Here is a 25,528-nt window from a genome sequence, read left to right as displayed (position 1 = left end):
AGAACGCTACGTGAGTAACTCTTTGCCGGAGCCGCAGGCTCCTCAGCTAGGCGACGACCAGGACAGCGATAATGAGCCAACTCTGTTGGAACAAATGGGAGGCCTTCCCGGCCTGGTTGCGGCCACCTTGCCCATCGTCGTCCTTATTCCAGTTAATAGCCTTTACGGCCTAACCCCGGCGCTCATCTCCGCGCTGGGTGTGGCGGTAGTGATCGCCATCTGGCGCATCGTTCGCAAACAGACCATCCAGCCGGCCATCTCTGGCCTTATCGGGGTGGCCATTTGCGCCGCCATCGCTTGGTTTACCGGCGATGCCAAAGGTTACTTCTTATACGGCATTTGGATGTCACTGGCCCTGTTTATCGCCGCGGCGCTGTCTATTCTCTTCCGGTGGCCGGCCGTTGGCGTTATCTGGAAGGGCTTGAACGGCGATGATATGGCCTGGCAAAAGGTAAAGCTTGCGCGCAGGGCGTATTCCATCGCCACCGCTGGGTGGGCCGTTATTTTCTTGGCGCGGTTTATCATCCAGCGGGCGATTTATGATGCTGGGGAGACGACCGCCTTGGGCATTACCAGGATCGTCATGGGCTGGCCCTTGACGCTGTTGGTGACGGCATTAACCGTGTGGATGGTGCGCCGCGCAGATGCCGCAGTAGAAGCGGCAGAAAATGCCGGGCTTGTCACAAGTTCAGATCGCAGTACACAAGAGTTCGAGGCAGAAAATGAATGAGTCCGCACTATCTCGCGGAGACACCCTGGAAGTCACCATCGACCGCATGGCCCATGGTGGACTTGGCATCGGCCACGCCCCGGATGGGCGCGTCGTCTTTGTTCCTCGGGCTTTTCCGGGGGACACGGTTCGCGCAACACTGGGTAAGGTGAAAAAGTCCTTTATCAAGGGCGAGCTCGACAGCATAGTTACTGCGGGTGAGCTGCGCGTACCCAGTAGCTGTCCCGCCGCAGAGCTAGGCGCCGGGTGCTGCGATTTTGCCGAGTTGGATCCCGCAGCGGAACCCGCCATCAAGATGGACGTTCTCCGCGAACAGCTGCGCCGCAGCAGCATAGAAGGGCTCGAGTCCCTCGCTATTGAACAACACGACCTGCCGCCGGTACGGGGCTGGCGGACGAGGGTCCGGTTGGGCGTCGACAAGCAAGGCCGCGCCGGATTGCGGAAGTACCGCTCGAATGAGCTGGTGACTTCCGTCGGTTGTACCCAATTAGCAGATGGCTTGATTGATGGTTTGGTAGGCGACGGCGCGCGGCGTTTTACCCCGGGGGCCGAAATCGTCGCGGTTCTCGATGGCGCTGGTAACCGGCATGTGATGGAAACGCGCAAGGCCCCGCGGGGTAGGCGCGTGGAGACCATTCGTGAGGTTATCGAGGGCTCTGGCACGGTGGTCGAATACGTCAATGGCCGCGAGTTTTCCTTCCCCGCCACGGCCTTTTGGCAAGCGCATGTGGCGGCGCCGGAGATTTATAGCGCTGTGGCAGGGCAGTGGCTGGCCGGCCGGAATTACCAGCAGAAGATTGCCTGGGATTTGTACGGCGGCGTCGGACTATTCGCGCCCGCGTTGTCTGATGCCACCGGTGGAAAAGTCATTTCCGTGGACTATTCGCCCGCGGCAACGGCGTCTACGCAGCCGGGGTTGCGCGATATCGATATTGCAGTCAAATCCGCGAAGGTAGAACAGGTTGCTGCGCAATTGCCCCAACCAGGTGCCGTGGTGCTCGATCCGCCGCGAACTGGGGCGGGCGAGCAGGTTATCCGCGCCGTGGCGGAGGCACAGCCGCAGGCCGTGGTTCATGTGGGATGCGATCCTGCCACCTTTGCCCGCGATCTATCCCTGTGGCACACCGCTGGGTACAAGCCTGAGAAAATGGCGCTAATTAATGCCTTTCCTGGCATCCATCACTTTGAGGTTATCGCTCTTATTGCCCCAGATAAGGCGGCGGATAAGCCGGCGCAGAGTGCCGTTTAACGCGAAAATATCTCGCCTGAAGTAATGAGCCGATATAAAAGAAAATACGGACCACGGGTACGGTGGATAGGAAGAACTAAGCACAGAAGGAGTTGAAGGCCGCTCCATGACTATCTTGGATACCATAAACTCGCCGCAAGACCTGAAGGCACTGCCTGCAGAAAAGTTGGAGGAACTTGCGGCGGATATTCGCCAGCGCCTCATCGATAGGGTATCGGTGACGGGTGGGCACTTGGGGCCCAATTTGGGCGTGGTGGAATTGACCATTGCGCTGCACCGAGTCTTTGATTCCCCGCGCGAGCCCATTATCTTTGATACCTCTCACCAGTCCTATGTGCACAAAATGCTCACTGGGCGCACGGCCCAATTCGACACCCTGCGCCAGAAGGGAGGCCTTTCCGGTTATACAGACCGCAGCGAGTCCGAGCATGACTGGACGGAATCCTCGCATGCTTCCGCCTCGCTATCGACGGTGGATGGACTGTCCAAGGCGTTTAAGATTCGCGGGGAAGGCCACCGCAATGTCGTCGGAATTGTCGGCGACGGTGCCCTCACCGGCGGCATGTGCTGGGAAGCGCTCAATAATATCTCTGAAGATAAAAAACGCAACGCGGTCATCGTGGTCAATGACAACGGGCGCAGCTATTCGCCCACCATTGGCGGAATTTCTGAAAACCTGGGGCGCATTCGTTCCCAGCATGGCTACGACGAGCTCATGGAGCAGGGCAAGCGCCGCCTGAAATCCATGGGGTGGGTAGGCGAGCGCGCCTTTGATGCGCTCCACGCGATGAAGGAAGGCGTCAAGTCCACCGTCTTGCCCACGGAGATTTTCCCTGAGCTGGGGATTAAATATATTGGCCCCATTTACGGCCATGACATCGATGGTTTGGTGCACGCGCTTTCCTATGCCCGCGATTATGAGGGCCCCATTATCGTGCACGTGGTCACGGAAAAAGGCCACGGGTTTGCCCCGGCGGTCAATGAGCCGAAGGACCAGATGCACTCTACGGGCGCTATCGATCCGGTAACTGGCGTTGCCAAGGGCACCAAGCAGCCGGGGTGGACGGCCGCATTTTCTGAAGAATTGATCGCGGCGGCGGAAAAGCGCGATGACATCGTTGCAATCACCGCAGCCATGGCGGGTCCTACGGGGCTGGCTCCCTTCCAGGAACGCTTCCCGGATCGGTTCTTTGACGTGGGCATCGCCGAGCAGCATGCGATGGCCTCTGCCTCCGGTTTGGCTTTGGGCGGGATGCACCCCGTGGTGGCTGTGTATTCCACGTTCCTCAACCGGGCCGTGGATCAGGTGATCATGGATATCGCCTTGCTCAAGCTGCCGGTGACCATCGTGCTCGACCGCGCCGGTGTGACGGGCTCTGATGGCGCCTCCCACAACGGCATTTGGGATATGTCCTTAATGAGCATCGTCCCAGGTATGCACATCGCCGCCCCGCGCGATGGTGCGCGTCTGCGCGAGCTCTTCCACGAGTCGCTGGACATTGATTCTGGGCCCTCGGTTGTTCGGTTCCCCAAGGGAAACTTGCTGCCCGATATGGAAGCCGTGGATACGCTTGCCGATGGCGTCGATATCCTCTACTACGGCGAGGCCGACGCGGGCGAAGATACCCCCGAGGTCCTCATCGTTTCTATCGGTGCGATGTCCGCGCGCAGTATCAAGGCGGCGCAAAAGCTGGAGAAGCAGGGGCTTAACGTCACGGTTATTGACCCGCGGTGGGTCGCGCCGGTGGCTAGTTCCGTTATCGCAATGGCGGCAGATCACGATCTGGTGGTGACGGTAGAAGATGGACTCATTCGCGGCGGCATTGGGTCCATGATTGCTGAGGCTCTCGGCGCGGCCGAGGTGGATACCCCCGTGCGGCGCCTCGGCGTTCCTGGGTATTTCCCCAAGCACGGCTCCCGCGGCGAGGTTTTGGAAGAGTTCGGCCTAAGCCCAGAGCTCATTTCTGCGTCGATTACAGAGTGGGTAGAAAACCTCACCGCTTAATCTGGCTGGGAAAATAGGCTCTCGATCAATACCGGGGCAACAAGGTTCACCTGCCACGATCGTGCGCCTTCGCGCTCTAGGAAAGCTGGTACGTCGTCCGGTTGGCTGATGGTTCCGCTCCCACCAATGGCCGCCCACACGGCGGCGCGGAGGGTAGCGGGTCGCAACAGCAGCTCCGATGGTAGCCCGAGCTCTTCGGCGATATCCCCAACGGCGGCGCGGATTTGCTGATATTCCTCCCACAGTTCTGGATACTCCCTGGACCAGACCGACTTGGAAGGGACGGTTCTTTCCTCACGGAGCGGACCCGGGCGCCCCCGCGGTGGAATTTTCTGGGACTGCTGCACCGCCCGCAACCAGCGCTGCGCGGCGCCCTTGCGCCGGCGCGGAAACCCCTTGATGCGGGTGAGCTGGGGCTGCGTGCTGGGCAAAACCCGGGCAATCTCTACCAGCACCTTATTGGGAAGCACCCGCCCGGGCGCGGTATCGGTTCGCCGGCTAATATCATCGCGCAGGTTCCACAAAGACCGCGCCGCGGCGCGCTGCTTCCCATTCTTTAAGCTCGAAACTCCCTTGATATCGCGCCACGAGCCCGGCTGTGGGGCGGTGTCATGTGCATGCTTGGCGACGATCGCCGCGCATTCCTCCACCATCCACTCCAGCTTTTCTTGTTCGGCCAAGATATCGCGCAGCGTCGTAGCTAGTTCCAGCAGGAGCTCGACATCGAGCGCGGCATAAGCGCGCATTTCTTCACTCAACCGCGGGATGGACCAGTCATCGTCGCCGTGGCCCTTTTCCAGCTGGACATCGAAAAGCTCCGCGATAATGGCGCCCAAATTGGTGCGGTGAAAGCCGGCAAACCGGGCGGCCAATTCCGTATCGAAAACGGTGCCGGGAAAAAGCCCCAACCACCCAAGAGAGGGGAGATCCGAGGGGGCGGCGTGAATGATCCAATGCTGCCCATTGAGCACCGGAGCCAGCGCCTGGGTCAGTTCCGCACGGTGGCCTTCTGGGGCAAAAAGCATCGTCCCAGCGCCGCGCCGGCGGATCTGGATGAGAAAGGCGCGGTCATCATACCGGTAGCCTGAGGCGCGCTCGGTATCGATGGCAAAGGCCTCGGTGCCTGCCTGCAACCGCGCGGCGGCAGCGGCAAATTCCGCCGGGGTGGATAAGACCTTCGGAATACCCTCTTTCGGACGCTCCCGAAATTCCACCATCTTAGCGGCCGAGTTCAGTAACGCCTTCAGGCGGCAGGCCCGCGACGTTGGCTAATACTTGTGCAAAGGCCTGCACGTGCGGTGCTAAATCTAGTCCCTCCGCTGTCCACGATGCGCGCATTTCAATCTGATAAGCGCGCGGGGGACCGCCGATCTCTCCGAAGCGGACCGAGGCGGTGGAGGTGACGGTGCCGCCGAGGTTGGTAAGCTCTGCACCCTCTTTTTCTAAGCCTTCATTGAGCCACTGCCAGGCGACGTCCGGCAGCAGCGGATCTCCTGCAACCGAATCATCCATATCGGCCTGGATATACGCCACTAGGCGCATCGCGCCCTCCCAGGCCTCTTCCGCGCCTGGGTCATGGAGGAGGATGAGGCGCCCGAAGGCATCGCCATCTGAATCGGTGGCGATAATATCCGGCTCCTCTTCCGTGCCCACCTCAAGGCCAATGGCGTGGCTAAAGGGCGCTAATCGCTGCGGCGGGCGAATGGACCCGAGGCTAATCTCTGGGCGAAGAGTGGCCGCGTGCATGGACTCTACCGCCTGAGTAAACGCCGGCGGTGTCGTTGGCTCCTGTGCCTCGTCGTTGCGGCGTAGGGAGGTAAAGGCTGCGCCATCTCCTGAGTTGGCTCCGGCATTTTTACCGGCGCTGGGCGTGGTCGATTCGGAATTACTCACCTTGATAAAGCTATAGTTTCGCTACCTTGAGCTGGCGGAGGCGCGCCGATAGTGGGAGGCACACAGGGGAGAGGGATGACAATCGGTGTAACTCCAACTTATGATGGATATGTCCGAATATTCGAATAAGCTTCTGCAAAGGAGAAGGCAATGGCGAAGCTCGATTTCAAGGAACTCAACGAGGTACAGCAATACTCCCAACACGCCGTTTTCAAGGTGATTCCAGGCGGGCTGGGCAGCGAGCGCGAAGAGATCATCTCCCAAGCCCAAGAATTCTTTGCGGAGCTAGAAAAGGACAATAAGGTCACTGTCCGCGGCGTCTACGATCTGACCGCGATGCGTGATTCTGCGGACTTCATGATCTGGTGGCACGCCGAGGAATTTTCCGATATCCAGAAAGCCTTCGGCGATTTCCGCCGGGAGACAACCTTGGGCCAGGTTAGCGAAGTAACGTGGATTGGAAATTCCCTGCATCGGCCGGCCGAGTTCAATAAATCCCACCTGCCTTCCTTCATCATGGGGGAAGAGCCCAAGGAGTGGATTTCCGTCTACCCATTCGTGCGTTCGTATGACTGGTACACGATGGAAGAAGAAAAGCGTCGCCGCATTTTGATGGAGCACGGCATGCAGGCACGCGACTACCCCGACGTGCGCGCCAATACGGTGCCGGCATTCGCGCTTGGGGATTATGAGTGGGTTCTTGCCTTTGAGGCCGACGAGCTACACCGCATTGTGGACCTGATGTATAAAATGCGCTATACCGAAGCCCGCCATCACGTTCGCGAGGAAATTCCATTCCACACCGGACGCCGCGTGAAGGACATCGCAGAACTCATCCAGGTTCTGCCCTGAGGATTGAAACAAAAACAGCGCTGGGAGCGCCCTTTATTGGAGGGAGCTCCCAGCGCTGTAGTTTGATCTCACTGCGCGTGGTAGTGAAATCCTAGTTTTCCTCGATGGGCTTTTCTTCCAGGTTCAAGGAAATAGAGTTAATGCAGTAGCGCAGGTCAGTCGGGGTATCGTAGCCTTCGCCTTCGAAAACGTGACCCAAGTGGGACTCGCAGTTGGCGCATAGTACCTCGACGCGGCGCATGCCCAGGGAATTATCTTCCCGCTCGATAATCTTGTCACCGGCTAGCGGGGAGAAGAAGGAAGGCCAACCACAGTGGGAAGCAAACTTCTCGGTGGAACGGAATAGCTCCTCGCCGCAGGCCTTGCAGGAGTAGACACCCTCTGTGGTGGTATCTGTGTATTCGCCCACGTGCGGCGGCTCCGTGCCTGCTTCGCGCAATACGTAATATTCTTCGGGGCTAAGGCGCTTTTGCCAATCGGCATCAGCAATGAGCTTAAAATCAGTCATGACTTTAAGTTTAATCCTTTATTTGCGTGGCACGCCACCACCCTGCAACGCAGGCGAAGATGATGACGATGAGCAGGCTCCAGCCCACGGTCCCTGAGAAGGTGTTCATCCACCGCCCGGCATCGGGATGCGCGTGCGACGTCCATGTCACCGGGGCCAAGAATAGGAACGCAGCCACCCATGCGCCCACCGAGTGAAAGACCGAGCGCGGCAGGAGCACGGTGAATATTAGCGGGAATAACCACATTGAATAATATTGCTGTCCTAGCGAGGACAAGAAGAAAATCCCGACCATAATCGTGCCACTCGTTGTCAGCGCCCAAAATACCGGTTCGGATTGTCGCCACCGCAACAGTCCAAGCACCGCGCACCCGACCAAGGCGGCGAAGACTACCCACACCACCCAGTAGAGGACGGGGCCGAATTCCACATAGGCGCGCAATCCCGCCCAGGAGGAGTTGGCATAATCGCGGGTCGTGGAAAGATAGGGCACCAGCTTATCCAGGTAACCGCTAGCACCCGGCACGAGTGGCCACGCGAGGACATTGAGTACCACCGGAATCCCGAGCCCCGCGAGGAGGTTGCGCCACTGCAGCTTGACCAAGGGCAAGAAAAGGAGGGGTGCGAATTGGGGCTTAATCAAAATGGCTAGCCCGATGGCTATGCCGGAAACCCACGCGAGCTGCGGGGTGCGCTCAGCCTCTAAGAAAGCCCACAGGAAAAGCGCCATGCAGAATAAGAGCACACCGTTGATATTGGTAAACGCCAAAGTATTGGTGACAGATTCAGTGGCGAAGGCTAAAGCGATTGAGACTGGAAACACCGGCGAGCTGAGCTTTCTTCCCACCACGTGGGTCAAAAGCGCCAGTGCCGCAATAATGCCAAGGGCGTTGACTACGATGAAAAGGCCGCGCGCGAGGTTGAAATCGAGCCACGCTAAAGGCGATAAGAATAGCGTTGCACCTGGGGTGTAGAGATATAGCGGGTCCACATGGTTATAAGCCTGTTTATACACCGGAATGCCATCGACCATGCGCCTTAGCGCGCTATAGACCGTAGTGAAATCATCAGTCAACGTCCCATTGCGCGCCACGATGAAGACGCGCTGAATGACGAGGAGAACGGCAATAGGCCATGCGGCGGCGTTTATTCGAGCAGTCACGACCTTTTAGTCTACGGACTCAACTGTGCGCGAGTACCGCAGAAACACCGTGCTATCTGTATCGGCGGCAACATTGTCTAGCTGCATTCGGCGGTGGGAGTGCGTGCCATGAAAGGTAGCCACGGGCTTTTCTACGCCGGTGGAAAGGTGGGGATCCAGGGTTAAATACATCTGATCAATGGCATCGATATGCACCAGCTGGCCGATCATTCCTGGACCGCCTTCGCAGAGGATGCGCTGGAATCCACGCTGCCGCAATACGCGGAGATAGTCCTGCATGGTGCCTTCGCCCGCATCGATTACTTCTGCGCCAGTGGCTATGATCTGCTGCACAACGCCCGAATTTCGCAACTGGAAATAATGGATATCCGGAACGAGGAAGATGGGTGCTGTGTAGAAATTTGTGAAGAACTGAGTAGTAACGTCGTATTTCAAGCTTCGGGAAGGGACTACCATTGGAGCGGGACGATCATCTTTAAGCGACTTCCGTACTCCGAAGTAATTTTCGGAACGCACGGTATTACCTCCGACCAATACAGCATCAGCCCAGTCTCTTAACGCAGTTAAAAGCTGACCGTCAGTCTTGTTTCCCATCTCTTTAGAACGATTATTTATAGTCGCGGAGCCACTTAGCGTACTCGCCATAATTGCTCGGAGGACTACCTCGCCAGTCGGCTCAGGGCCCAGTAGTGATGAGATTTCTCGCAAAGGCATGGGTATAAGGCTACACTTAGGCACATATTTTGTTGGCAAGAGGACGAAAATTACTCAAGATAATAGAATCGAAGACAATGTTCAAGGAGAAAAAGATTAAACTGCACGTTAAAAACATGCCAAGAGAAGGAGATAGTCGATCAAATTTTCGCGAACAATACATCCAGGATTATGGGGATAACTGGGCAGAGACGCTCGCAGACCAGATGGCAGTCGATGAGCATGTTAACTATGATGACTTTGTAAACATATCTGATTTAGTATGGACTGCTAGACAGAACCACGTACCGGTCCAAAATCTCATTTCACCGATGGATCTTACCAATACCAGAAACGCGAAGAAAAGGTGGGCAATTGCCATAATGCTCCTTCAAGCTGAGCGTTTCGATTTTAATTATACGGGTGTTCGTGGAGTCTGCTCCATGCTGAATAAACAAGATGAATTTTTCGGTGAGTTCACTGCATTTAATATGTTCTCAGCTATGGCAAGTCCGCACGATCGGATACCGGAAAAAGAAATTCACGATTTTTTAAAGGTTCGGCGGGCCCCGAAAATTCAACATCTACTTCTGCATGGAATGTGGTTATCTCCAGAAGGAGAGTATTCGGAAACCATGGTCCTAGTAAGTAATCAAGTTCTGGACGATAATCCGCGTGATATAGTTGCTCATTTGAGATTAGCGGAGGGTTTACGGCGAAAACATGAATACAAACGGGCAGTGCGAATTTTGGACAGAGGAATCGAATTAAATGATTCGAGAGATACAAAAATCCATGAAGATTTTACACGCCAACGGATAGTCACTACTCAAGAGGGGCAAATGTGGGTGTTGCTTAAGAAACATCAAGAGTCCCTAGACGACCAGATACTTGAGTATAGTGAAAAAATTCGCAACGAACAGTACTCAATGCTGTTTAGGATAGTTGAGATTTTGGCATTATTCTTCGCTATTGTTGGTCTGTTTGCAACCTCTGTTTCACTTGCCTCTTTAGGGGACCTTTCAGTAGGTCAGCGGCTATCGATTATATTCGCTGGCGGAGTAGTTTTGATAATGTTCGTACTCTTATTGCATTTCATTCTAAGACCTGAAAGTGATAGGTGGTGGATAGAGAGACGTCAAGATATTAGCGCTAGGAAGTGGAAGGCAAAGCGTGATGCCTGGCGCAGCGAGGTGGTCGATGAGATTGAGCAATCTAATTCTTTGAAAGTGGACGGTATACGTCAAGAATTAGATTCCATAAAGTGCCATATTTATAATCTGTAAAATTGGAATTGAAGCGGATGTAGTATTTATAAGTCAATACTTTATTCTTAAAGAAAGGAATTGTTAATGGTTAGCACGGAGGACTACGTTTCCGACCTGGATGGCGGAATTCCTAAATTTTCTTTCGAAATAGATCGGTTGGATGCCGCGGTTGATCAAGTATCAAATTATGTTGAAACTAGATTGAAGGAAATATCGACCGTATCAGATCGGCCCCTTGCCATGATGCTCTCAGGAGGTATCGATTCGATACTTAGTGTCGCTATCGGTGCGTCTTCTGGAATTCATTTAAAAGCATTTACTTGGCATTGGGCTGGATCTGAACAATCTACCGCTGAACTGAGTGTAGCAAGGGCGGTTTGCGAGCACTTCGGAGTCGAGCATCAAACTATTTCACCAGAATTACACCAAATCCACGGGTTACTTTTAGAAGTCATTGAGAAGCTTGAAACTACAGAACCGTGGGAGATTGGAGCCGGCTTAGTCCTTCATGCTATCGCCGAAGAGGTAGATCGGAGTATGCTAGGGGCGCCAATAGTGAGTTCCGCCGGTGCAGACACTCTTTTGCTAGGCGGCAGAGATTTGCAGTATCTGACAAAAGAAGAGCACTCATTATATAAGTGGCAGAAAATGGTCTCGGAATCCATTCGGTCGAAGTTCACGAAAGGGCGTTTCATACCGGATTTTTACCAACGCATTTTGTCTCCGGGACAAGCCCATTTTAAAGTTTGGCAAACCAAGACTGCTGTTGAGTTGGCTAGCCGTCTCCATCCATCAGTTGTTAAAGGTCCTAGCTGGGATAAGGATAAAATCTTGCTGCGCGAAGCGGCAGTCAATGCCGGTGTTCCTCGTGGGCTGGTTGATAATCCCAAGAGCCCGATGCAGGCTTCTTCGGGCTTTTTTCGAGCACTCGAAGATTTGGCGAGGCGCGAACTAGCCGAGGAATTTAAAGATCGTACCTACTCAGATCCTTTAGTTGAGGATCTCTCGCTGATAGTGGGCCGTCTTTATTTGGACCGCTTGATTAATGAACACCAGCGCTTTTGAGTGTATTACAAACGGTTTCTTATATAACAAAATAGTGCCCTAATCCATTGAGTTAGTTCATACTTTCTAGCGGTTTTCCATTGGCGATGCTATCGGTACGAAGTAGTCGAATTACTTCGACGAAATAGCTTGGCACGGTATTATTACGAATTCAATAAGTGTTGTTTTAGTCTGCAAAATCTAAACGTGTCCATTTGTGGCCTTTTGGTCCACTCGATTTTATTTAGGCTAGTGACTTTGGCCACCGCAAGTAGCAACTCGTAATTGAATTCGGAGCTCATCGGTGGAAGGACTTTAATCCCTCATGGAATCTGACGGTCCTAAAATAAATGTGGCAAAACCTCGATGCTTTAATGTTTGAGTTGCCTCTGCTAGTTATGGGGTTTGGTTGAACGAGTTTGGTTCTGGTCTTGGTGCGGAGGGTACGAATTTCCTATAGGCAAGCAGCTTTTTATTTGTATAAAGTTTTTGAGTCGATGCAAAACTGGAAGACAATAGGGGGATCGGCTGGGGGGGTGAGGGAATAAAAGTTTGAAATTTGCAGAGAAACGCGCCTTGGCGAAGTCTCTCCGCTCTAACTCGCAGGCATGAGCAATGTATAGGTTAGGTTTAATCAGAATTGCCTTCTGAGCGGCGTATTAAAAATATTCAATCCAATAGATTTGAGCTGTAAGCTGGGTTTAACCGATTTAGTTTGGCAACTCTTCCTCATCTCGTTATATGGGGCGGCAACCTCCACGCGCCTCATCAAATGCCTTCTTTCCTTGTGAACTGGAGGAGCATGGGTCTTCGTTCATTGCCCGTGCTCGGACATACAACACGCTGGAGCGCAATTGTTTTTCAGTCCTCCTATGTAAGTTGTGGATGAGGGCCCTGTTTGCAGTTTCGTGTATGTCACGGCTCATTTATAGAGAAGGAGATGGAGCATAGACAATCACAACCTGGGTCAGTATTGGGGCATAGTCTCGAATTTTGAGCTCTTTTAAGCGATACAGTTAACAACGAAAGAGGGCGGGCGGGCTTCGACAGGCGGTTTAGCGCACGTCGATGCTCTTTTAACGGGATGGATGAGTGAACTTATACATTCGCAGCCCGGCTTTGTAGAAGTCAGATTTGCAAATTTCCGATGGCTTCCGGGCGGTACTGCTCACGATGCGCTTGGGGACCTAAACCAGCCGAATAATCACAACACCGGTCAAAAGGAGGGCAATGCCCAGCACCTGGCGGGACTTAATGGGGTCGCCGCTTACGCGGTCAATGATGAGCGAGCCCAGCATTGAACCAAGCAGGCCGGCAACTACGGTGAGGCCGGTACCAATCTGCGGAACGAGGGCGGCGTTGCCGAAGATGAAAAGCGCGCCCAATACACCGCCTATCCACATCCACCACGGGTTGGGTTTTCCTTCCGGGCGCTCGATGCGCGGGCGCCAGCGCAACACAATATTGACGATGACCAAGGCGGTAACGCCGACGGCAAAAGATACCAGCGCAGCGCTCACCGGAGATCCCGTCACCTGACCTAGGTGGCCGTTGATGGCGGATTGGCTGGCGGTAAAACAGCCAAAAATAAATCCGGCGAGCCGCCACAGCCACAGGGCGGTCGCGGAATCTTCATTACTTGTTGCTGCGCTGGGGTGGCTACCACTGCGACTACGCCGGTAAGCACGATAATGGCACCGATAGCGCGCACAACCGTCAAAGAAGACTGAGGCGACTCGAAGAGACCAAAGTGGTCAACAATAAGCCCCATGATGACTTGCCCGGCAATGGGCAAGACCACAGTCTGCACCGCACCCAGGTGCGGAAAGAGAAGAATATTTCCGGTCAGTGCGACAACACCCAGCAATCCGCCGAACCAAATCCAGAGTGGTTCATCAAAAGCCTGCGTAATACCGTAGTCCCCGCCGGTAACGGCGGTAGCCACGATGAGCAGGGTGATCGTTCCTACGGCAAAGGAAATCATCGAGGAGGAAAACGGGGTGCCGGTGGAGGCGCGAAGGCGGGTATTGACCAGCGTTTGTATCGGTAAGACGAGTCCAGCAAGAATTCCCAAAAGTATCCACAACACGGGTGGACACTTTACTCAGATAAGACAAAAGCCCACTTGAATGGGAAAGCCCACCTAAGCGAAGGAAATTAAGCTTAAGTGGGCGGTGGTGGTCCTAACTGGGATTGAACCAGTGACCTTTCCGGTGTGAACGGAACGCTCTCCCACTGAGCTATAGGACCTTGCGGGGGATAAATTTACACCCGGTGCATTCCATTTTCCTAATTGGCTGGATGGCGGGCGTGACCGGTGGGGTTAAACGTCTGCATCCCCGGGAAGGTGTACGTGCAGGGTAAATGACAACGCTGCAATTCACAGTGCGGAGAAATGGGTGATGTGTGCCGCGCAATAGGGGTGCTGGGCTGGGGATTTGGAAACTGACAGGGAGCACGATAATGTTTGTTCACGCACCGCAAAGCATTAAGCACTGCGGCGCGATGCGGATGTAGCGCAGTTGGTAGCGCATCACCTTGCCAAGGTGAGGGTCGCGAGTTCGAGTCTCGTCATCCGCTCCACGCTTTTCTTGAGGGTGTTACACCACACAGGAAAGTGGAACTAAATGAATAGCGCGCGATTAGCTCAGTGGGAGAGCGCTTCCCTGACACGGAAGAGGTCACTGGTTCAATCCCAGTATCGCGCACAAGGACTTAGTCCTAGAAACCGGGCCTGGTTTCGCATGCGGATGTAGCGCAGTTGGTAGCGCATCACCTTGCCAAGGTGAGGGTCGCGAGTTCGAGTCTCGTCATCCGCTCCAGCACTGTATTGTGTGAGGCGGTATCGCCACGGTGGAATGGCCGAGTGGTGAGGCAACGGTCTGCAAAACCGTGCACACGGGTTCGATTCCCGTTTCCACCTCAACGTTTTAATGCCTTCGGGCATTGGGCGCGATTAGCTCAGTGGGAGAGCGCTTCCCTGACACGGAAGAGGTCACTGGTTCAATCCCAGTATCGCGCACGAGGGTCATCTGATGCCCCTTGGTGAATCTCTTGATTCACCTGCGGATGTAGCGCAGTTGGTAGCGCATCACCTTGCCAAGGTGAGGGTCGCGAGTTCGAGTCTCGTCATCCGCTCCATCCAAGCCGCCTTGTCACCAAGGCGGCTTTTTTGTATCCGGCACACCCCACACTTCTGACGTGATGGAGATCCCAGACTTTTTCGCTTCGGTGCGGAACTATGGAGATACGGTTACCGACTATTGAAGAGACGTACTGATGACCACGATTGTCACCAAGACATTCGTTGGGATTAGGATGTCTTTGCATGCACACGCAAAATTCAGAACTGAAGGAGCTGAAAATGAGCCATCGCGTACCTTGGTTGCGCCGCACGGCAGTGGCGGTGGGAGCTACCGCGCTTATCGTGGGCGGATCCGCACCTGTAGCACTGGCGCACGATTCCGTCGTGGGCGGAACCGTAAAGGAGGGCGACCAGCTCGAGGAGTTTCCTGCGGAAATCACCCTGGAGTTTTCCGGTATCCCAAAGGACCAGTTCAACACCTTTGCCGTGACCAATAAGGACACTGGCGAACAGATCTTTAGCCAGGAGCCGGAGCTAGATGAACGCGATCTCACGATCACGACTCCAGATGATGTCGACCCCGGCCCAGGAAACTACCAGGTGGGATACAACATCACCTCCTCGGATGGCCACGCCACACGCGGTGGAGTCTCATTTACGGTGAAAGGTGAGGACAGCGATGGGGCTTCTTCCACCGACGCTGCAGATGCAGATGGAGCTGCAGATTCTTCGAGCGATATGCCCACCTCGGTGAAAATCATCCTGGGAGTGGGCGGTGTGCTGGGCATAGCGGCCGTGCTCGCTTTGTTGATTGCAAAAACCCGTCGAAATGACTCGAAAGGTCACAAATAATGACTAATAAAATTTCCCACCTGATTGCTGGCGTATCCCTCAGCGCCCTAGTTCTCGCTGGTTGCTCCCCGGATAACGAAAACGATTCCAATAACTCAGAGTCGACTTCGGCTGCTTCTTCAACTGCAGAAACCAGTGAATCCACCGCGGCGGCGGATAAGGACCTGACCTTCGAGGACGCCGTCGTACGCGCGAACGAAGACAAGGATATGACCGCCATCTTCGGCACCTTGGTCAATCACTCGGATGAAGACATCGAGATCACTGGTTTCTCCACGAACCTGGACGCAGAGATGAACCAGATTCACGAGACCGTCGATGGTCAGATGCGCGAAAAGTCCAGCCCCTTGGTCATCAAGGCCGGCGAGAGCCATGAACTTGCGCCAGGTGGCGACCACTTCATGCTGATGGGAATGAAGGAAGGCATCATGCCTGGCGATTCCCTTGAGCTCAAGGTGACCTTGTCTGGCGGCGACGAGATGGACTTAGGTCCCATCCAGTCCCGGACCATGGGTGCCGGCGATGAGGACTATGGCGACATGGACGGCATGGACCACGATCACTCCGGCCACGATCACTCCGGCAAGGACGACGAGAAAGAAAACCACAAGCACTAATCATGACGGGATTCAGCAGAAGGGGATTTCTCACCGGCGCTGCAGTGTCTACCAGCGCCTTTGCGCTGGTGGGGTGCAACGCGGATAGATCAACACCACACGCTGAAGCGGAGGAGAGCACTCCGCTTGCCGATGCCACCGTGGCTTTTGACGGCCCACACCAGGCCGGCATTGACACGCCGGAGCAAGCGCACCTGAACTTGGTGGGCTTTGATCTCAAAGGGGACATCGGCAAGCAGGGCTTTGCCCGCCTGATGAAGCTGTGGACCGAGGATGCGCGTGCGCTGTGCACGGGCCAGCCCCCGTTGGGGACTTTGGAGCCGGAAATGGTGCGCCAGCCTGCGAACCTCACTATTACGTGTGGGCTGGGCGAGCGCATTTTCTCGCTGCTGGGTGTGGATAAGCCGGAGTGGCTTGGCGATGTCCGCGCCTATTCCCGCGACCAATTAGAAGGCAAGTGGGGCCAGACCGACATCGTCCTGCAAATTTGCAGCGATGACCCGCTGATGAATACTTATGCGTTCCGGCACATGGTGCGCTCAGGCGAGCACTATGCCGAAGTTAACTGGCTGCAGCAGGGCTTTATCAATGCCTACGGCAGCCACGAAAAGGGCGAGACCGCGCGCAATATGTTTGGACAAAAAGATGGCACCGTGAACCCGCGCGGCGATGAACAATTCGCGGACCAGGTCTGGATCGAAAATGGTCCAAAGTGGCAGCAGGGTGGCGCGGCCATGGTGGTGCGCCGCATCCGCATGAACCTCGATACCTGGGAAAAGCTGGACCGCTCCTCCCGCGAAAATGCGGTGGGGCGCAAGCTGGAAAACGGGGCACCGCTTACGGGTGATAAGGAATTCGATGAGGCGGACTTTAAGGCCACGGATGAGTATGGCCTGCCGGTCATCGATAAGAACTCCCACATGGCGCGCGCGACTGCGCCGAAGGACCACCCGGAGCAAAAGATCTTGCGCCGGCCCTATAACTACGAATTGCCGCCGGATGGCAAGGATGGCCAACTATCCAATATTGGCCAAATCTTCATCTGCTACCAGCAGGATCCCACCAAGCAATTCGAACCCATCCAGGCGCGGCTTGATGAGGCGGACCTGCTGAATGAGTGGCTCACCCACATCGGTTCGGCGATGTATTTCTGCCCGCCGGGAACTAAAGGCAGCGATGGCAAAGAAACGTGGTGGGCGGAATCGCTTTGCACGCATGCTGGCCTGTAGAATGACGATCCGTAAATTTAACTAGTGGATGCGGCCAGGTATGCCGTATCTGCGTGAGCGCAAAAAGGAGCGCGACTATGGCGGAACTTATTCCCGCAGCACTGGTAAATTACGAATCTTTCACCGTGCCGGCCGGACAAGCGGTTGGCGCGGTCCTCCGCGAGCTGAACCTGCCCAATAAGGGCCCAGAGGCAGTCGTGGTAGTCCGCGGCGTGGACGGTACACTTTTTGACCTCTCGCACACCCCGGATGAGGAATCGACGTTTGTCCCGGTAGCCGCCTGTGAGGAAGATGGCCGCGCCGTCATTCGCCACTCCTGCGCCCACGTCATGGCCCAGGCCGTGCAAGCTGAATTCCCCGGCACCAAGCTGGGAATTGGCCCATCCATTGAAAACGGCTTCTACTTCGATTTCCAGACCGCTGAGCCCTTCACCCCGGAGGATCTCAAGGCCTTGGAAAAGCGGATGAAGAAGATCATCAAGGGTGGCCAGCGCTTCGAGCGCCACACCTACGCGTCCACGGCTGAGGCAGAGCAGGCCTTGCAGGATGAGCCCTTCAAGCTGGAACTTATCCAGGACAAGGGCAATGTGGACCCGGATTCCGATGAGGCCGCCGAGGTGGGTGCCGGCGATCTGACGCACTATGACAACGTGAACCCGCGCACCAATGAGGTGGAATGGTTTGACCTGTGCCGCGGCCCGCACGTTCCCACCACGAAATACATCCCAGCCTTTGCCCTGACCCGTTCGTCCGCCGCCTACTGGCGCGGCGACCAAGCCAACGCTGGCCTGCAGCGCATCTACGGCACCGCCTTCGAGTCCAAGGACGCATTGGCCGCCTACCAGACCATGGTGGAAGAGGCAGAAAAGCGCGATCACCGCCGCCTGGGCCAAGAATTAGATCTCTTCTCCTTCCCGGATGAGATTGGTTCCGGTTTCCCCGTATTCCACCCCAATGGCGCGACCGTACGCATGGAGATGGAAAACCACTCCCGCAACCGCCACGTGCAGGCGGGCTACTCCTTTGTCAATACCCCGCACATCACCAAGGGTGACCTCTTCCGTAAATCCGGCCACCTTGATTTCTACTCCGATGGCATGTTCCCGCCGATGCAGCTCGATGGCGAGTATGACGCCGAGGGAAATACGGTCAAGGAGCCGCAGGACTACTACGCCAAGCCGATGAACTGCCCGATGCACAACCTGATCTTTGCATCCCGCGGCCGTTCCTACCGTGAGCTTCCGCTGCGCCTTTTTGAATTCGGTACGGTCTACCGCTACGAAAAGTCCGGCGTGGTGCATGGCCTGACCCGTGCGCGCGGCTTTACCCAGGACGATGCTCACATTTACTGCACCGAGGAGCAGCTGGAAGAAGAGCTCACCCAGGTTCTGGACTTCATCATTTCGCTGCTTGAGGATTACGGCCTCTCCGATTTCTACTTGGAGCTTTCCACCAAGGACCCCAATAAATTTGTCGGCTCCGATGAGATTTGGGAGCGCTCGACCACGATCTTGCAGTCCGTGGCAGAAAAGTCCGGTCTTGAGCTCGTTCCTGACCCTGAGGGTGCGGCGTTCTATGGGCCGAAGATCTCCGTTCAGGCCCGCGATGCCATTGGACGTACCTGGCAGATGTCCACGGTGCAGCTGGACTTCAACCTGCCCGAGCGCTTTGAGCTGGAATACACCGCATCCGATGGCACGAAGAAGCGCCCGATCATGATCCACCGTGCCCTCTTCGGCTCCATCGAGCGCTTCTTCGGTGTGCTTCTTGAGCACTACGCGGGCGCATTCCCAGCGTGGTTGGCACCGCACCAGGTCATGGGCATCCCAGTCGCGGATGACTTCGTGCCGCATCTGGAGGGCGTCGCCGCAAAGCTGCGCCGCAAGGGCATTCGCGCGGATGTAGATACCTCCGATGACCGCATGCAGAAGAAGATCCGCAATCACACGACGGGCAAAGTGCCCTTCATGCTGGTCGCCGGCGCCCGCGACGTGGAAGCCGGTGCGGTCTCCTTCCGTTTCCTGGATGGCACGCAGGTCAACGGCGTGCCGGTCGATGAAGCCGTTGAGCTCATCTCCACGTGGGTAGCAGAGCGCACCAACGAGCAGCCGACAGAAGAGCTCATTCGTGCCCGGCGCTAATCCGCAGAAGGGGCAAAGCGAGGAAACATTCGTCGATACCGGTGCCGGTGAGCCGGACCGGTTGGAGCGACTGTGGGCACCGTACCGGATGGCCTATATCGCGCAGCGGTCCGAGGATCCCTTCGTGGAAGCCCCGAAGGGCAGCGATGAGGACGGGCTCATCATCGCGCGGGGTGAAACGGTATATGCGCTGCTCAACTTGTTTCCCTATAACGCCGGCCACCTCATGGTGGTGCCGTACCGCAAGGAATCCGAGCTGGAAAACCTCACCGAGGAAGAATCCCACGAGCTTATGGCCTTTGCCCAAAATGCGGTGCGGGTACTCAAGCGTGTATCACAGCCAGAGGCCATTAATGTGGGCTTTAACTTGGGGCGCGCGTCCGGCGGCTCGGTGGGAGACCACCTGCATTTGCATGTGGTGCCAAGGTGGCCCGGGGATAGTAACTTTATGACTGTCCTCGATGGGACTAAGGTATTACCGCAACTACTGCAAGACACCCGTCGTGTCTTGGCAGAGGGGTGGCGTGACATGGAAGAGGAGGACTCGCGTGCTTAGCGTGCATGGGCGAAAGCCCGCCGCCGTGGTGGTGGAACCTATAGCCAAGACCTTTTTAAAGTTGGGGCTAACACCCAACGTGGTCACGGTTGTAGGCACGATTGTGACCATCGCTATTTCGGTGATCCTCATTCCTACCGGCCACCTCTTTATCGCCGCCGTACTATCCGGCCTCTTTGCCGCCTTTGACATGCTCGATGGCACCATGGCCCGACTGACCGGCAAATCGAGCGCCTTTGGTGCCACACTGGACGCGAGCTGTGACCGCATTACCGATGGCGCGTTGTTCTGCGCCATCGCGTGGTGGCTGGTTTATACCGCAGACGCGTCCAAATGGACAGTGGCGGCCTGCCTCATTACCTTGGTGTGCTCCCAGGTCATTTCCTATATCAAGGCTAGGGGAGAGGCCTCCGGTTTCACCATGGTCGGTGGCCTTATTGAGCGCCCTGAGCGCCTCATTCTCGCGTTGGGCGGCATCGGCCTTGAGGGCTTGGGTGTAGATTACGCCGCAGCGGTATCGCTGTGGATCTTGGCGGTCGGCTCAATCTTTACCGTGTATCAGCGCATTGCCATTGCAGCGCGCCAGGATGCTGGGATATAAAATTAGCGACCGTGGGCGCAGCGGGGGCTATCATTCCGGCTAGTTCGTGGTTTGCGCACTGACTTTTCTGGAGGACCCGGCACCATGTGGGATAAACAAGATGTAGCAGCGGCTGGTTATTTGGCGGGCTGGAAGGTAGTTCGCCGCTTGCCCGAGCCGGTAGCGCGCACCATCTTCCGGTGGGGAGCGGATTTCGCGAGCGACCACGGGCGGGGCATGGACGGCCTGCGGGGAAACCTTACCCGCGTTGTGGGGGCAGAAAATGTCACGCGCGAATTGGTACGCGATTCCATGCGTTCATATATGCGCTATTGGATGGAGGCGTTTCGCCTGCCCGCGATTCACGCGGATCCCCAGCTGCACGAGCGCCTCATGAGCGGCCTGAAGGGGCTCGAGCACTTCGACGCCTCCGCGCAGTCTGGACGGGGCGTCATCCTGGCGCTGCCGCACTCCGGCAACTGGGATATGGCTGGGGTCTTCTTGGTGGGACATTACGGGCAATTTACCACCGTGGCGGAGCGGTTAAAGCCGGAGGTGTTATTTGATGCCTTCGTGGATTACCGCGAGGAACTGGGGTTTGAGGTCCTGCCGCTTACCGGTGGGGCGGCCACGCCCTTTGCGCGCCTGAAGGAAGCCCTGCAGGAGGGCGGGGTGGTCTGCTTATTGGCGGAACGCGATATTACCCGCCGCGGTATCACGGTAGATTTCATGGGCGAGGAAGCCAATATGGCGGCAGGTCCCGCACAGCTAGCCATTGAGACCGGCGCGGCACTCCACGTGGTGCACTCGTGGTTTGAAGGCGATGGCTGGGGGTTGTCGGTGTCTCCAGAAGTTCAGGTTACCGATATTAAGGAGACCACCCAGCGGATGGCGGATGGGTTTGCGGCTAATATCCAGCACCACCCCGAAGACTGGCACATGCTGCAGCCGCAATGGAACGAGGACGTGGAGCGGCGCCGGCAAGCGCGAAAGGAACGTTCCAGTTAATGCGCATCGGTATTATTTGCCCGTATTCTTTTGATGAACCTGGTGGCGTGCAGGCCCACATCCTCGACCTGGCCACCGTTTTTATAGAACAAGGTCACTTTGTCCAGGTTCTTGGTCCTGCCGCAGAGACCACACCGCTACCGGATTTCGTGGTCAAGGGCGGCCCGGCCTTCCCGATTGCGTATAACGGCTCCGTTGCGCGCTTGTCGGTGGGGCCAAAGGTAACCCGCAAGGTCAAGCGCTTCATTCAGGACGGTGATTTTGATGTCCTGCATATCCACGAGCCCAATTCCCCGAGTTTTTCCATGACTGCCTTGGCCGTGGCGCACGGCCCCATGGTGGCGACGTACCACGCCTCGGCGGCCAATTCCCTCATCCTGACCCTGGCAAAGCCGCTCCTCGTGCCCTTTTTGGAAAAGATTCGCGGCGGCATCGCGGTATCGGATATGGCGCGGCGCTGGCAGGTGGAGCAATTGGGCGGCGATCCTGTCCTGATTCCCAATGGCGTCGATACCTCCGTCTACGCTTTAGCGCGCAAGAAAAGCCAGCCCGCGCTTGCCGATGCCCCACTCGAGGTCGTTTTTCTCGGCCGCCTCGACGAGCCGCGGAAGGGCCTGGATATTCTGTTGGCCGCTTTGCGTCAGGTCAACACGAATATTCGCGTCACCATTATGGGTGGCGGCCGTGCCCGCGAGGTCGAGGGCGTGGATTTTGTCGGGCGCGTCAGCGACGCAGAAAAGGCACAAATCTTGGGCCGGGCCGATGTCTACGTGGCGCCCAATACGGGCGGGGAAAGCTTTGGCATCGTGTTGGTAGAAGCCATGGCCGCCGGTGCCGCCGTCGTGGCTTCGGATCTGGAGGCCTTTCGGGCGGTCTGCAACGCGGAATCGGAAGAGCCTGCGGGAGCGCTATTCCGCACTGGCAATGCCACCGATTTGGCACGTGTGCTCAACCAAGTTTTGGATGATGGCGACTACCGGCGGCGATTGGTGCGCAATGGCGTGCAGCGCGCCCAGATGTATGACTGGGACCATGTTGCCGCGGCGGTCATGCAGGTTTATGAAACGGTGCAAGATGGCACGAAGGTGAGGGTGAAGCGATGATGGCGATAGAAATAACCATCGCGCTGCTTATTCTCATTCTTGTGGGATCGTGGGCCATTTTCACAGCGCAGCGGCTAAATTTCCTGCACATCCGCACCGATGCTGCGCTGGCGCAACTGCAGGCGGCGTTGGACCGGCGCGCGGCGGTAACGGCGGCAGTTTCCCCGGAACTTGCGGCCTTGGCGCAAAGGGCCGAATCCACCGAGCTTTCGCAAGGGCATTTTCAAGCCCGCACCATGGTAGAGCGCGAGCTTTCGGCCGCCATTGTGCGCGATTTTCCGGTAGGCCAGCGCCCGGCCGCCTTGGCGGATGCGGAAGGCCGCATCCAATTGGCGCATCGCTTCTATAACGAGGCAGTTAGCGATACGCGCGCGCTGCGCCTGCGGCCCGCAGTGCGCTTCTTCCACCTCGGCGGAACCGCTAAATTACCGGAGTACTTCGACTACATGCTGGCGGATTAAGAATTTAGCTGCGGGGTGTCTGCGTAGTGGCATCGGTGCTCGCTTCAGACTCGGTAGGGGCGTCGGAGCCAGGCACGTTAATTCGCCCCGTATTCGGCGAGGACGCGTTCTCTGCGCCGGCTTCCGCGCTCGTTTCCGAGCCGCCTGCTGCCACGATGGCCTTTTCTATGCGGCGGGACAGGCTTACCTCAAGGATGAACCATATAAGTGCAAAGAGCACCGCTACGAGGATGAGCACGTTGCGGGCGACGAGTACGTAGACCGGAGTCAGGTTTTCGCCCACGTACTTCCACACGAAGTCATAGTGGAACGGGTAGACGTAGGTGCCAAGCGCGGCGGCTGCAACTGCACATACAGCGAGGAGGCCCTGACAGATCTTGATGGGTATAAACCCGGCGGGGAGCTTTTGGCGTACTACCACAGCGAATAGCGGTCCGAGCCAAATGATGTACTGGGGAGAAAATACTTTATTGGTTGCTATGAGGAGCAGCACCATAAGGGTGAAGAAGGCGACGGTGGTTCGCGCGGTCCACCCTCCGGCGAAGAAACGGTACAGCGCCCAGCTCAAGGCGAATACCAGCATCCCGGCCGTCGCGATGGAGCTCCACATGATGGCGGTATCGACGCCCGGACCTGAAATTTCAACGCTCTTGGACGGGGCATATCCCAAATGCCACTTACCTGGGTTCAGGTGTGCCTGTAACAGCAGGTTTGTCGCCGGAATGGATTCAAGTTGGAGTCCGCGTACCCCCTGATAGTTCAGTGGGGAAAGCAGACGGTCCATGCCGGAGGTGACAACTGTCAATGCTGAAAGGGCGGCAACCGAGCCGAAAAAGGACGCCAAGCGCAGCCAGGAATTGGTGCTATTAAAGCGCCCGACCAGTCCAGCTGCGAGGACGCCTGGCCAGAGCTTCATGGTGGTGGCGAAGCCTAATAGGGCGGCGCCGGTCTTGGGATGAGAAATAAGGAGCGCTGCGGCCCCAGCGACGACGACGGCAGGAAAAATATCGAGGCGCCACACAAAGACGTGGCCTGCAGCCGTGCCAAAAAAGACCCAGAACCAACCGGCGAGAAAAACGCGCTTATTGCGTTCGTGGTGGCGCAGCAGGAGGGCGAGGAAGGTGGCATCGACAAGCAGCGTCATGATGGTAAAGCCAATGTAGAACACGCCGCGGTCTCCACCGGTGAACCAACTTAAGATGATGGTGGGCCACGTGCCCGCGTGGGGGTATTCGGTCATCTGCGTGGGATCAGTGCCAAAAAGGCCGGCGAAATAATAGGCAACATCGCCGCGTGCGCTGTGGTCGAGCTTCAAAAAATAGACCAAAACCAAGCGGGCGAGAACCCAGCCCACCCATACCGCAGGAACTGTCGCGAATCTTTTCACCCAAAAGATTCTAGGGAAAAATTTGGTCGTTGAGTAGTTCGAATCGGGTTGCGCTCCAACGGGGCTGGGCTGCCCCGAGGAGTAGGGTGGCAAGGCAGACGGAGAGTTACGTGATCTAGCGCATAGTAGGCGCACAAGAAAGGATGACTGTGGGCACCATTTCTGAGGTTTTGGCGTTAGAAGGCACCCAAGATGCGGATGTCTTTTCTGGCCCGGCGATCCCTTCGCAGATTGAGCGCACCTTCGGCGGGCAAGTTGCCGCGCAGGCCCTTGCCGCGGCGCAAAGGACAGTGGAGGATAAGCAGGTGCATTCCCTCCACGGTTATTTCGTTGGCCCAGGTGATACGAAAAGCCGCTGGAGTTGCAGGTAGAACGGCTGCGCGATGGCCGTTCCTTTGCCAGCCGGCAGGTTCGAGTCGTCCAAGATGGTCGCCTCGTCTTTATCATGCTGGCTAGTTTCCACCGCGATGGTGATGCAGGGCCCGAACATCAGGATGTGGCACCGCAGGTATTAAGCCCCGATGAAGCTGCTCGCCGTGGCGGCGGGGCGCCCTATTCCACCCGGATTATCTTGAAGGAGTGGACCGATTGGGATATTCGTTTGGTGCCCGATGAAGGCCGCGATGATGCCGCCGCGGAGGTGACAGGTGCCGGATATCGCCATATTTGGTTCCGTAATACCGACGAGCTTGGGAGTGACCCCGCTTTCCACCACGCCGCCCTGACATATATGTCCGATATGACCCTTATCCGAGCGGCGCTCATTCCGCATCAGGGGGAGAAGGTCCAATTGGCAAGCCTCGATCATGCGGTGTGGTTTCTTCGCCCATTTCGCGTGGATGAATGGTTGCTCTATGAGCAGGTATCGCCCACAGCGGCGCAAGGAACGGCCATCGCGCGCGGCAAATTATTCAATGAGCAGGGCGAACTCGTCGCATTGGTCAACCAAGAAGGCTTGACTCGGTTCCTTGATGAAAACTTAGGTAGCGGTTCTGCGCACGGCAATTGGCACAACGTCTAGCGACGCGCCCGTATCATGGGGGCGCTTTTCCCAGTTCGTGCAGGGCACGTATAATTGTCAACAGATTTAGAACCCAATTAGAAA

Annotated in this window: 21 protein-coding genes, 7 tRNA genes and 2 pseudogenes; 22 read left to right on the top strand and 8 right to left on the bottom strand. The window is 56.5% G+C overall.

The window, feature by feature from the left end; genetic code table 11:
- Positions 1-22: 22 nt before the first annotated feature.
- The 3 genes from ACLI1T_RS06760 (at position 23) to dxs (ending at position 3,984) form a co-directional block, all read left to right on the top strand.
- A complete protein-coding gene (locus tag ACLI1T_RS06760; protein ID WP_349863689.1) occupies positions 23-730 on the top strand; it encodes a DUF3159 domain-containing protein in 708 nt (235 codons plus the stop codon).
- Positions 723-1,979, top strand: a complete 1,257-nt coding sequence (locus ACLI1T_RS06755) for a class I SAM-dependent RNA methyltransferase (RefSeq protein ID WP_411702255.1) — start codon at positions 723-725, stop codon at positions 1,977-1,979. Before ACLI1T_RS06760 ends, ACLI1T_RS06755 begins: the two co-directional genes overlap by 8 nt.
- Before the next feature lie 106 nt (positions 1,980-2,085).
- A complete protein-coding gene (dxs, locus tag ACLI1T_RS06750; RefSeq protein WP_411702254.1) occupies positions 2,086-3,984 on the top strand; it encodes a 1-deoxy-D-xylulose-5-phosphate synthase in 1,899 nt (632 codons plus the stop codon).
- Here dxs and ACLI1T_RS06745 read toward each other — a convergent pair.
- Positions 3,981-5,201 carry an HRDC domain-containing protein gene (locus ACLI1T_RS06745; RefSeq protein WP_411702253.1) on the bottom strand — a complete coding sequence of 407 codons (1,221 nt, stop codon included), beginning with the start codon at positions 5,199-5,201 and terminating at the stop codon, positions 3,981-3,983. The two genes, dxs and ACLI1T_RS06745, sit on opposite strands and share 4 nt — an antisense overlap.
- A 1-nt stretch (position 5,202) precedes the next feature.
- Entirely contained in the window at positions 5,203-5,877 is a 675-nt protein-coding gene (locus tag ACLI1T_RS06740; RefSeq protein ID WP_349863680.1) for a DUF3000 domain-containing protein, read from the bottom strand.
- A 150-nt stretch (positions 5,878-6,027) separates the two neighbouring features.
- On the opposite strand from ACLI1T_RS06740, the gene hemQ reads away from it, so the two are divergent.
- Positions 6,028-6,729, top strand: a complete 702-nt coding sequence (gene hemQ, locus ACLI1T_RS06735; RefSeq protein WP_023022631.1) for a hydrogen peroxide-dependent heme synthase — start codon at positions 6,028-6,030, stop codon at positions 6,727-6,729.
- Positions 6,730-6,820: 91 nt separating this feature from the next.
- Here the strand turns inward: hemQ and msrB are convergent, their stop codons facing one another.
- Genes msrB through ACLI1T_RS06720 form a run of 3 tightly spaced genes read right to left on the bottom strand, consistent with a single transcriptional unit; the run spans position 6,821 to position 9,044 of the window.
- Positions 6,821-7,237, bottom strand: coding sequence for a peptide-methionine (R)-S-oxide reductase MsrB (gene msrB / locus ACLI1T_RS06730; RefSeq protein WP_023022629.1), 417 nt, complete (start codon positions 7,235-7,237; stop codon positions 6,821-6,823).
- A gap of 10 nt (positions 7,238-7,247) precedes the next feature.
- Positions 7,248-8,399 carry a glycosyltransferase family 87 protein gene (locus ACLI1T_RS06725; RefSeq protein WP_411702252.1) on the bottom strand — a complete coding sequence of 384 codons (1,152 nt, stop codon included), beginning with the start codon at positions 8,397-8,399 and terminating at the stop codon, positions 7,248-7,250.
- Positions 8,400-8,405: 6 nt separating this feature from the next.
- Positions 8,406-9,044 carry a dihydrofolate reductase family protein gene (locus tag ACLI1T_RS06720; RefSeq protein WP_255342556.1) on the bottom strand — a complete coding sequence of 213 codons (639 nt, stop codon included), beginning with the start codon at positions 9,042-9,044 and terminating at the stop codon, positions 8,406-8,408.
- Positions 9,045-9,190: 146 nt separating this feature from the next.
- Here ACLI1T_RS06720 and ACLI1T_RS06715 point away from each other — a divergent pair, with 146 nt between their 5' ends.
- Both ACLI1T_RS06715 and ACLI1T_RS06710 read left to right on the top strand, forming a co-directional pair.
- Positions 9,191-10,378: a tetratricopeptide repeat protein gene (locus tag ACLI1T_RS06715; protein WP_411702251.1), complete on the top strand. Its 1,188-nt coding sequence runs from the start codon at positions 9,191-9,193 to the stop codon at positions 10,376-10,378.
- A gap of 66 nt (positions 10,379-10,444) precedes the next feature.
- Positions 10,445-11,425 (top strand): asparagine synthase-related protein, encoded by a 981-nt coding sequence (locus tag ACLI1T_RS06710; protein WP_411702250.1) that lies wholly within the window; start codon positions 10,445-10,447, stop codon positions 11,423-11,425.
- A gap of 1,166 nt (positions 11,426-12,591) precedes the next feature.
- Here ACLI1T_RS06710 and ACLI1T_RS06705 read toward each other — a convergent pair.
- Together ACLI1T_RS06705 and ACLI1T_RS06700 are read right to left on the bottom strand one after the other, a co-directional pair.
- A pseudogene (locus ACLI1T_RS06705) lies at positions 12,592-13,493 on the bottom strand (DMT family transporter).
- Between the two features lie 86 nt (positions 13,494-13,579).
- Positions 13,580-13,654 (bottom strand) — tRNA-Val (locus ACLI1T_RS06700).
- A 257-nt stretch (positions 13,655-13,911) separates the two neighbouring features.
- On the opposite strand from ACLI1T_RS06700, the gene ACLI1T_RS06695 reads away from it, so the two are divergent.
- From ACLI1T_RS06695 to ACLI1T_RS06625, 15 genes are all read left to right on the top strand, one after another.
- A tRNA-Gly gene (locus tag ACLI1T_RS06695) sits at positions 13,912-13,987 on the top strand.
- A gap of 53 nt (positions 13,988-14,040) precedes the next feature.
- Positions 14,041-14,112, top strand: a tRNA-Val gene (locus ACLI1T_RS06690).
- Positions 14,113-14,150: 38 nt separating this feature from the next.
- Positions 14,151-14,226: transfer RNA gene (locus ACLI1T_RS06685), tRNA-Gly, on the top strand.
- Positions 14,227-14,256: 30 nt separating this feature from the next.
- A tRNA-Cys gene (locus ACLI1T_RS06680) sits at positions 14,257-14,327 on the top strand.
- A 27-nt stretch (positions 14,328-14,354) separates the two neighbouring features.
- A tRNA-Val gene (locus ACLI1T_RS06675) sits at positions 14,355-14,426 on the top strand.
- A 43-nt stretch (positions 14,427-14,469) separates the two neighbouring features.
- Positions 14,470-14,545: transfer RNA gene (locus ACLI1T_RS06670), tRNA-Gly, on the top strand.
- A gap of 223 nt (positions 14,546-14,768) precedes the next feature.
- Positions 14,769-15,341, top strand: coding sequence for a copper resistance protein CopC (locus ACLI1T_RS06665; protein ID WP_411702249.1), 573 nt, complete (start codon positions 14,769-14,771; stop codon positions 15,339-15,341).
- Entirely contained in the window at positions 15,341-15,958 is a 618-nt protein-coding gene (locus ACLI1T_RS06660) for a copper chaperone PCu(A)C (protein WP_411702248.1), read from the top strand. The genes ACLI1T_RS06665 and ACLI1T_RS06660 overlap by 1 nt, the downstream gene beginning before the upstream one ends.
- A 2-nt stretch (positions 15,959-15,960) precedes the next feature.
- Entirely contained in the window at positions 15,961-17,187 is a 1,227-nt protein-coding gene (locus ACLI1T_RS06655; RefSeq protein WP_411702247.1) for a Dyp-type peroxidase, read from the top strand.
- A gap of 77 nt (positions 17,188-17,264) precedes the next feature.
- Positions 17,265-19,328, top strand: coding sequence for a threonine--tRNA ligase (gene thrS / locus ACLI1T_RS06650; RefSeq protein ID WP_411702246.1), 2,064 nt, complete (start codon positions 17,265-17,267; stop codon positions 19,326-19,328).
- Complete coding sequence (locus ACLI1T_RS06645; protein WP_349868393.1) at positions 19,315-19,884, top strand: HIT domain-containing protein; 570 nt, start codon at positions 19,315-19,317, stop codon at positions 19,882-19,884. Before thrS ends, ACLI1T_RS06645 begins: the two co-directional genes overlap by 14 nt.
- Entirely contained in the window at positions 19,877-20,485 is a 609-nt protein-coding gene (gene pgsA / locus ACLI1T_RS06640) for a phosphatidylinositol phosphate synthase (protein WP_023022606.1), read from the top strand. Before ACLI1T_RS06645 ends, pgsA begins: the two co-directional genes overlap by 8 nt.
- A gap of 84 nt (positions 20,486-20,569) precedes the next feature.
- Complete coding sequence (locus ACLI1T_RS06635) at positions 20,570-21,472, top strand: phosphatidylinositol mannoside acyltransferase (protein ID WP_411702245.1); 903 nt, start codon at positions 20,570-20,572, stop codon at positions 21,470-21,472.
- The gene (locus ACLI1T_RS06630; protein ID WP_023022603.1) at positions 21,472-22,575 is read left to right on the top strand and encodes a glycosyltransferase family 4 protein; all 1,104 of its coding nucleotides are present in this window, start codon (positions 21,472-21,474) and stop codon (positions 22,573-22,575) included. The genes ACLI1T_RS06635 and ACLI1T_RS06630 overlap by 1 nt, the downstream gene beginning before the upstream one ends.
- Entirely contained in the window at positions 22,575-23,036 is a 462-nt protein-coding gene (locus tag ACLI1T_RS06625; RefSeq protein WP_034659215.1) for a hypothetical protein, read from the top strand. Before ACLI1T_RS06630 ends, ACLI1T_RS06625 begins: the two co-directional genes overlap by 1 nt.
- A 4-nt stretch (positions 23,037-23,040) precedes the next feature.
- On the opposite strand, the gene ACLI1T_RS06620 is transcribed toward ACLI1T_RS06625, so the two are convergent.
- Complete coding sequence (locus ACLI1T_RS06620; protein WP_411702244.1) at positions 23,041-24,423, bottom strand: DUF2029 domain-containing protein; 1,383 nt, start codon at positions 24,421-24,423, stop codon at positions 23,041-23,043.
- A gap of 143 nt (positions 24,424-24,566) precedes the next feature.
- On the opposite strand from ACLI1T_RS06620, the pseudogene ACLI1T_RS06615 reads away from it, so the two are divergent.
- Positions 24,567-25,444: pseudogene (locus ACLI1T_RS06615) on the top strand (acyl-CoA thioesterase).
- Positions 25,445-25,528 lie beyond the last annotated feature (84 nt).

Origin of the sequence: Corynebacterium tuingiense (genome assembly GCF_046718165.1) — a bacterium.
GTDB lineage: Bacteria > Actinomycetota > Actinomycetes > Mycobacteriales > Mycobacteriaceae > Corynebacterium.
This window is presented reverse-complemented; position numbering and strand designations above follow the sequence as displayed.

What these genes read in the sequence shown, in the direction of transcription:
- thrS (WP_411702246.1), top strand. Translation starts at nt 17,265, where the DNA reads ATGGCGGAACTTATTCCCGCAGCACTGGTAAATTACGAATCTTTCACC.
- ACLI1T_RS06630 (WP_023022603.1), top strand. Translation starts at nt 21,472, where the DNA reads ATGCGCATCGGTATTATTTGCCCGTATTCTTTTGATGAACCTGGTGGC.
- msrB (WP_023022629.1), bottom strand. Translation starts at nt 7,237, where the DNA reads ATGACTGATTTTAAGCTCATTGCTGATGCCGATTGGCAAAAGCGCCTT.
- ACLI1T_RS06745 (WP_411702253.1), bottom strand. Translation starts at nt 5,201, where the DNA reads ATGGTGGAATTTCGGGAGCGTCCGAAAGAGGGTATTCCGAAGGTCTTA.
- ACLI1T_RS06655 (WP_411702247.1), top strand. Translation starts at nt 15,961, where the DNA reads ATGACGGGATTCAGCAGAAGGGGATTTCTCACCGGCGCTGCAGTGTCT.
- ACLI1T_RS06715 (WP_411702251.1), top strand. Translation starts at nt 9,191, where the DNA reads ATGTTCAAGGAGAAAAAGATTAAACTGCACGTTAAAAACATGCCAAGA.
- ACLI1T_RS06710 (WP_411702250.1), top strand. Translation starts at nt 10,445, where the DNA reads ATGGTTAGCACGGAGGACTACGTTTCCGACCTGGATGGCGGAATTCCT.
- ACLI1T_RS06635 (WP_411702245.1), top strand. Translation starts at nt 20,570, where the DNA reads ATGTGGGATAAACAAGATGTAGCAGCGGCTGGTTATTTGGCGGGCTGG.
- dxs (WP_411702254.1), top strand. Translation starts at nt 2,086, where the DNA reads ATGACTATCTTGGATACCATAAACTCGCCGCAAGACCTGAAGGCACTG.
- ACLI1T_RS06720 (WP_255342556.1), bottom strand. Translation starts at nt 9,044, where the DNA reads ATGGCGAGTACGCTAAGTGGCTCCGCGACTATAAATAATCGTTCTAAA.
- ACLI1T_RS06625 (WP_034659215.1), top strand. Translation starts at nt 22,575, where the DNA reads ATGGCGATAGAAATAACCATCGCGCTGCTTATTCTCATTCTTGTGGGA.
- ACLI1T_RS06660 (WP_411702248.1), top strand. Translation starts at nt 15,341, where the DNA reads ATGACTAATAAAATTTCCCACCTGATTGCTGGCGTATCCCTCAGCGCC.
- hemQ (WP_023022631.1), top strand. Translation starts at nt 6,028, where the DNA reads ATGGCGAAGCTCGATTTCAAGGAACTCAACGAGGTACAGCAATACTCC.
- ACLI1T_RS06755 (WP_411702255.1), top strand. Translation starts at nt 723, where the DNA reads ATGAATGAGTCCGCACTATCTCGCGGAGACACCCTGGAAGTCACCATC.
- ACLI1T_RS06665 (WP_411702249.1), top strand. Translation starts at nt 14,769, where the DNA reads ATGAGCCATCGCGTACCTTGGTTGCGCCGCACGGCAGTGGCGGTGGGA.